The organism is Microcystis sp. LE18-22.4A, assembly GCF_027531105.1.
GTDB classification, from domain to species: domain Bacteria; phylum Cyanobacteriota; class Cyanobacteriia; order Cyanobacteriales; family Microcystaceae; genus Microcystis; species Microcystis aeruginosa.
This window is the reverse complement of the sequence record NZ_JAPZRB010000598.1, coordinates 1-7,102: the sequence shown is the minus strand read 5'-3', so window position 1 is coordinate 7,102 and position 7,102 is coordinate 1. Positions and strand designations below refer to the sequence as shown.

Genomic DNA, 7,102 nt, shown 5'->3' with positions numbered 1-7,102 from the left:
CCCCCCCCCCCCCCACCACCCCCACCACAACACCCACCACCCTACCCCCTAAACACTACACCCTCCACCCTACACCCTACACCCTACACCCGACACCCAACACCCAACACCCCACACCCCACACCCTACACCCCACACCCTACACCCATCACCCTACACCCTACACCCCACACCCCACACCCCACACCCTACACCCCACACCCAACCCCCATCACCTCATCCATGACACCAGATAGTTTTCGCGTCAGTTTTGCTCCCTTATCTTTGCAGGAAGTATATCAATTAGCCGATGATGGGGCTAATGGTGCTATTGTACTAATGAGTGGCACTGTACGGGAGCAAACCGACGGTAAACCGGTTATTTATCTTGATTATCAGGCCTACGAACCCATGGCGATCGAGGTTTTCCGGCAAATTGCTCGGCAAATTCGGCAAACCTGGCCCGATACCAATCGAGTTGTCATTCACCATCGCACCGGTAAGCTACAAATCGGTGAAATTAGCGTCTTAGTAGCGGTGGGTTGTCCCCATCGGGGGGAAGCTTTCGCAGCCTGTCGTTATGCTATTGATACTCTCAAGCATAATGCCCCCATCTGGAAAAAAGAATACTGGTCTGATGGTTCTAGTCAATGGGTTAGTATTGGGGCTTGTGAAACGGCCCATTAGGTCTAATAACGCAAAATTAAGGCAATTTTTTGGTAATCGTTCAAGGAATCTTCATCGACTAAAGCTACACGTCCTCCCTTGGCCAATACCACTTCGATAATTTCATCCACTGCATCATCGATTACCTCCGTACCACCGACGTTTTCCACCAGTATCAAATCACCGTTTTCGCTTAAAACTGCGGGTACATGGTAATTTTTATCCACTAATAACAATTTTCCTCGACCTTCCTGCGCTAAACGCCACACTTCTCCCAGGGTAGAGATAACTTTTTGAGCGCTGACTGCCGCGTCCAAAGCTTGCAGGGCTTCAGTTTTTTGAGTCTGACGCACTGAATGCATAATCGGCAATACTTGCGGAATTAATTCTGGCAGTGAGGTTTTGTCAAAATTGCCGGTTAAAGTGCCAACAATTGCTGATGTGTACTGTGAAACTTCTTGAAAGAAGGAAATTTGACGAACCACTCCACCCACAATCAAAGGGGAAGAATCATCAATGTCAATGTATTCACCCAGAGCATTATCTACCTGCTGGAAAAATCGCCGGATTCTATCATCTAGATAACTGGTATCGGCATCAAAGGGCAGTGGTGCGGTGGCCCCCGGTCCAGTCATTTCTAAGGGAAAATTTTGATCGCGAATTTCTTCGAGAGTTTCTCCTGTAGCTGAGATTAAACGAGTAGAACCCTGACTTAATAGTAACAGCCAATAGGGTTGTTCTCGATGTAATCCATAAACTAAATCCCGTGTGGCAAAGGTTTTATCGATGACAACTCTTGCCTGGACAGAAAAAGGCAAGTTATAAAGCTTGGCAATATCCGGACCAATATAGAGAGCTAATCCATCTAGAGTATAAGGATAATCTATTTCAGCCACTAGACTATCGAGGCGCTCGAACAAAGGTTCGATTTCACGTTTAGAGAATTCTGCCGATAATCGGCGCTTTGCTTCATCGACCAAATTTTTAACGAGAATAGGGTCTTGTTTGTTATCCGGTGAGGTGCGATGGGTAGGTAAGAGAATGGAAAGGGCGGGTATTTGAGTTAGGGATTGTAGTTTCTTAAGTTCTTGACGAGTAATCATTGATTTTAGCTTGATTTATAGGGTTAAGGAGCTAAAAATACTGGCTTTATCCAGATTTTCTCGATTTATTCAGTATTTTAAGTTAACATTTTAAGGACAAAATGTAGTTATATCTAGAAAATTAAGAAATTATACTGAATTGCTTTGGCAGAGATTGAGGGAATTTTTAACCGGAAAACTAGGAATATTATTGATTTATCGATCGTCCACCATCAGGACAGAAAATGTTCAGGATGGGTAAATAACCCATCCTCGGAATAATTAGGAGCTGCTGAATAAATCTAAAAACATTGTTGGGTAAGACTTTTAGACTTTTTGTCAATCAAAAAGTACTGGGCATGGGAGTGATCAGGGGGAAAATTCCGGGACTTTTTTCCTGAAAATTAGGTAATTGGCCCCCTCAAAACCGGTAAAACCCCACACCCCACACCCCACACCCCACACCCTGCCCCCAGGAAAAACTTTTTCAGCATACCCTAATTAGGCCGCTATGGCGGTTTTTTCCGCTGTTAATGCCTCTTGGCGTTGAAATTCGGCTAATTGTGCCATAATTTCATCCCGAACAATCTGACGGTATTCCAGGAAATGCTCGTTGTGGGCGCAGACAGTGATATAGTGTTCGGCATTGGCGGGATTATGGCGCAAAATACCGAATAAATTCTGCCAGAATTTCCAGCGAGTGGAACGTTTAAAGCCCTGTCGCCAGATAATTACCGCTAGGGCATAGAGATCGGCCCGGCGAGGCAGTTTAAAGGCAGGTTTCGCTTTAGGTGCGCCTAATTTCAGGAAACAGCGATAGGTGCGATCAAGAAATACCTCCGGATCGTACAATTTCCAGAAGGCTTCAATATATTCCGTGGCAATATCTTCGATCGGCCGGGTGGGAACGAAATTCATCAGGGTACTTTGGTTAATGTCCTGTTTCCCCGTTAATCTTAGTCGTCCTTCTTTTTCCAAGCGAGTCCATAGGGCGGTATTGGGTAAAGCTTGTAACATTCCAAATAGAGCCGTGGGAATGGCCGCTTCTTCGACAAAATTAATAATGCGATCGGCCGCTCCTTTTTTCTCGCCATCAAAACCGATGATAAATCCCGCCATAGGGCGCAATCCGGCTTTAATAATCTTTTCTACCGTCTCGGTTAACGAACTACGGGTATTTTGGAATTTTTTGGTTAATTGTAAACTTTCTTCGTCGGGGGTTTCAATACCTAAAAAGACGGCATCAAAGTAACAATCAACCATCATTTCCATTAATTCGGGATCGGCGGCTAAATCTACCGATGCTTCCGTGTTAAACCGGAAAGGATACTGGTGTTCTTCTTGCCAAACTTTTAATTCTTTGAGGAGTAATTTAACGTTGCGCTTGTTGCCAATAAAATTATCATCCACCATGAACACGCCCCGGCGCCAACCTAACTCGTAGAGATAATCTAATTCTTTTAATAATTGTGCGGGGGTTTTGGTGCGGGGTTTACGACCGTAGAGAACGATAATATCGCAAAATTCGCACTGGAAGGGACATCCGCGCGAGAATTGTACCGACATGGAATCATAAGCTTCAAAATCGAGCAGATCGTAGCGTGGGATCGGGGTAATTGTCACATCGGGTTTTTCTGTGGTGCGGAAAACACCTTTAGTTTCTCCTCTTGCCAATGCTTCCACAAACATCGGAATGGTGATTTCTCCCTCATCGAGAATCAGAAAATCGGCCTCGGCCACTTCGTGGGGGATAGAAGTGGGATAGGGACCACCCACGGCCACCAGTTTACCCCGTTGCTTGGCTTCGTGAATTTGCTCGATTAAATCTTGACGTTGCACAATCATGCCGGAAAGAATCACTATTTCGGCCCAATCCCATTCTGCTTCTGTCACCGCCCGAATATTGCGATCGACCAGTTTAAATTCCCATTGCTGCGGTAAAATCGCCGCCACCGTCACCATACCCAGGGGAGGAAGTAAGACTTTGCGATCGACTAATTCCAGAATTTTGTTATAAGACCAGAAAGTCGGCGGAAAAACGGGATAAATCAGTAAGGCGCGCATATTCACTCCTCGCTCGATGGCGATCGATTCTTGACCTTTCGCTTGATTGTAATCTTTTTCGGTCAGGGATGGGAAAACCGTTATTTAGCCCTAGAACTAAGATCAGGTTTGATTTTCGGCCGCCATGCCCACCCTTGACCCTGCCCCCATAAAAGTTTATGGTCAACATTAATAAAATTTATGTAAACAAATGTTGCATAGTCTGGGAAGTTATGTTACATTTAATATCAAGCACTTGAATCAAATGCAATTTTATTATAGGAAGGCAATTCACCATGGATAAGCAAGAAAACAAACTCGGCTTCACCGCTTTCGCTGAAAACTGGAATGGTCGTTTAGCCATGCTCGGTTTCGTTATTGGCGTAGCTACGGAATACTTAACCCACAAAGGTATCCTTGCTCAATTAGGCTTAATGTAATTTCAGCCTCGATTGCTGTGCATCTACAATCAACTTGAATAAATTATCAAAAAAGGGAGGAGCATCGCTCTTTCCCTTTTTTAGTTGCAGGTTGGGGATGAGGGAGTGGGGTGATAGGGAAGTGGGGTGTGGGGTGTGGGGTGTAGGGTGTAGGGTAGTTGATGTACTGGAAAATCTCTCAAGTAACCTTGTTTGAGAATACTTGTCGGCAATTCCTGTCTATGGTTAATTAAGAAAAATAAACTGTAGCGAAATATACTGTTTTTTCATGTTCTAATGGGGATAGATAGGGGGAAAAAAATCATGTCGAAATCACTCTTTACCGATGCCAGCAGTCGCCTAGAACGCGCCCTTAAGTATGTCTCCATTTCCGATGATGCGATCGAGCGGTTAAAATATCCCAAAGCTAGTCTCAGCGTCTCCATACCCGTCCGGATGGACAACGGCACTCTGAGAATCTTCCAAGGCTACCGCGTCCGCTACGATGACACCCGCGGCCCCGGCAAAGGAGGGGTGCGCTATCATCCCAACGTCAGCATTGATGAGGTGCAGTCCCTGGCCTTTTGGATGACCTTTAAATGCGCCCTGCTGGATTTGCCCTTTGGTGGGGCTAAGGGCGGCATTACCCTCAATCCGAAAGAATTGTCAAAAGCCGAGTTAGAACGCCTTAGCCGGGGCTATATCGAGGGTATAGCCGACTTTATTGGTCCCGATGTCGATATTCTTGCCCCTGATGTCTATACCAACGAGATGATCATGGGTTGGATGATGGACCAGTACAGCATCATTCAGCGTAAAATTAGTCCAGCGGTGGTGACGGGGAAACCTTTAACCATGGGAGGCAGTCGTGGCCGCGATACGGCGACGGGAACAGGAGCTTTTCATGTTATTAACTCTCTTTTGCCGAAATTAGACAAAAAACCGGCTAATACTACCGTAGCCGTTCAGGGATTCGGTAACGCCGGGGCCGTAGTGGCGGATCTCCTCGCCAAAGCCGGTTATCAAGTGGTGGCGGTAAGTGATTCCCAGGGCGGCATTTATCGGGAAAAAGGACTAGATATTGCCAGCATTCGTCAGTATAAACAGGAACATCGCGAGATTACTGCTATTTACTGTCAGGATACCGTGTGTAATATCGTCGAACACGAAGCGATTAGTAATGAAGAATTGTTAGCCCTAGATGTGGATGTTTTGATTCCAGCAGCCCTAGAAAACCAAATTACCGCCGAAAATGCCGATCGCGTGCGGGCAAAATATATCTTTGAAGTGGCCAACGGTCCGACTACCTCAGAAGCCGATCGCATTTTAGACTCAAAAGGGATTCTCGTTTTCCCCGATATTCTGGTTAACGCCGGTGGGGTAACGGTGAGTTATTTTGAATGGGTGCAAAATCGCAGCGGTCTTTATTGGCAATTAAACGAGATCAATGAGCGCTTAAAAGAAAGAATGGTGACAGAAGCGGAAAAAGTCTGGTCTTTCGCCCAAGAATTCGATATATCTCTGCGTAACGCCGCCTACGCCCAGGCCATTGCTCGTCTCGGAGAAGCCCTAGATGCCAAGGGAACCCGCGATTATTATCAAAATAAGACGGGAGCATAAAAGCCACAAACATTATATGCAAGCTAAAACTGGCGGTTTTTATTCCCCTAATTGCCAGGTTATCTCTTCACCCGCTCGTAACGGCACCAGTCCGGATTCGGGAAATGGCAATTCATCGGGAATGCGCCAAGGGGTTTTGGTTAAGGTGATTTGTTCGGTATTTCGGGGGAGTTGATAAAAATCTGGACCGTGGCAGCTGGCGAACCCTTCTAGTTGATCGATCGCATCAACGCTCTCAAAGGCTTCTGCGTACAACTCTAGGGCGTGCAGAGCCGAATAACAACCCGCACAGCCACAGGAACTTTCTTTGCTGTAGCGAGAATGGGGCGCGCTATCAGTCCCCAGAAAAAACTTGGGATTGCCCGATGTTGCCGCTTGCAAAAGTGCCAAACGATGATCCTCTCGTTTCAAAATCGGCAGGCAATAAAAATGAGGACGAATGCCACCGGTAAAGAGAATGTTTCGGCTAAACAATAAATGTTGGGGCGTAATTGTGGCGGCGACATTGTTGTTAGTAGATAGAACAAACTTGACCGCATCGGCAGTGGTAATGTGTTCAAACACCACCCGCAGTTTCGGAAATCTTGTTATCAGTGGGAGCAAGTGCTTCTCAATGAACACTTTCTCTCGATCGAACACATCAATATCACCATCGGTAACTTCTCCGTGCAGTAGTAGCGGCATATCCAGCTGCTCCATCGCTGCCAAAACGCCATCGCACCTACGAAGGTCCGTCACCCCCAAGTCGGAATTAGTTGTCGCACCAGCTGGGTAGTATTTCACCGCTTTGACAAACTGGGAGGCTTTCGCCGCCACGATTTCTTCGGGACTGGTATTATCGGTGAGATATAGGGTCATCAGTGGCTCGAACTGTTGACCCTCTGGAACTGCTGCCAGAATGCGCTCGCGATAGGAGGCAGCATCAGCCACTGAGCGCACTGGGGGCTTTAAATTCGGCATGATAATGGCACGGGCAAACTGACGCACCGTATGGGGTAGAACCGCTTTCATTGCCGCACCATCGCGGAGATGAAGGTGCCAGTCGTCGGGTCGAGTCATTGTGAGTCTTCGCATTGTTCAATCATACTACGGTTAGGGTTCCCACCTCACCCAAGATAACGGAGGCAGGGGGCAGGGGGCAGGGTGTGGGGGGTGGGGTGTGGGGTGTGGGGTTTTACCGATTTTCAGGTGGTCAATTACCTAATTTTCAGGGAAAAAGTCCAGGGATTTTCCCCCCAATCACTCCAAAGGTCGGCACTTTTTGAGGGAAAACAAGTCTAAAAGTCTTATCCA

General features: G+C 46.7%; 7 protein-coding genes. 4 read left to right on the top strand and 3 right to left on the bottom strand.

All coding sequences use genetic code 11. The annotated features are described in order from the left end of the window. On the top strand, positions 1-236 hold a 236-nt coding region (locus O9295_RS25765; protein ID WP_288036135.1), incomplete at its 5' end, for a hypothetical protein. Continuing rightward, a complete protein-coding gene (locus O9295_RS25760; protein WP_147072799.1) occupies positions 223-666 on the top strand; it encodes a molybdenum cofactor biosynthesis protein MoaE in 444 nt (147 codons plus the stop codon). The genes O9295_RS25765 and O9295_RS25760, both read left to right, overlap by 14 nt. Before the next feature lie 2 nt (positions 667-668). Here the strand turns inward: O9295_RS25760 and O9295_RS25755 are convergent, their stop codons facing one another. Both O9295_RS25755 and O9295_RS25750 read right to left on the bottom strand, forming a co-directional pair. Then, a complete protein-coding gene (locus O9295_RS25755; protein ID WP_004163194.1) occupies positions 669-1,748 on the bottom strand; it encodes an AOC03_06830 family ribosome hibernation factor in 1,080 nt (359 codons plus the stop codon). Between the two features lie 480 nt (positions 1,749-2,228). Next, positions 2,229-3,791: a B12-binding domain-containing radical SAM protein gene (locus tag O9295_RS25750; RefSeq protein WP_002762021.1), complete on the bottom strand. Its 1,563-nt coding sequence runs from the start codon at positions 3,789-3,791 to the stop codon at positions 2,229-2,231. Between the two features lie 257 nt (positions 3,792-4,048). Here O9295_RS25750 and O9295_RS25745 point away from each other — a divergent pair, with 257 nt between their 5' ends. Both O9295_RS25745 and O9295_RS25740 read left to right on the top strand, forming a co-directional pair. Beyond that, positions 4,049-4,210 carry a CAB/ELIP/HLIP family chlorophyll-binding protein gene (locus O9295_RS25745; protein ID WP_487353236.1) on the top strand — a complete coding sequence of 54 codons (162 nt, stop codon included), beginning with the start codon at positions 4,049-4,051 and terminating at the stop codon, positions 4,208-4,210. A 303-nt stretch (positions 4,211-4,513) separates the two neighbouring features. Further along, positions 4,514-5,809 carry a Glu/Leu/Phe/Val family dehydrogenase gene (locus tag O9295_RS25740; RefSeq protein ID WP_288036133.1) on the top strand — a complete coding sequence of 432 codons (1,296 nt, stop codon included), beginning with the start codon at positions 4,514-4,516 and terminating at the stop codon, positions 5,807-5,809. Between the two features lie 39 nt (positions 5,810-5,848). On the opposite strand, the gene pyrC is transcribed toward O9295_RS25740, so the two are convergent. Then, positions 5,849-6,883 (bottom strand): dihydroorotase, encoded by a 1,035-nt coding sequence (gene pyrC, locus O9295_RS25735; RefSeq protein WP_353851891.1) that lies wholly within the window; start codon positions 6,881-6,883, stop codon positions 5,849-5,851. Positions 6,884-7,102 lie beyond the last annotated feature (219 nt).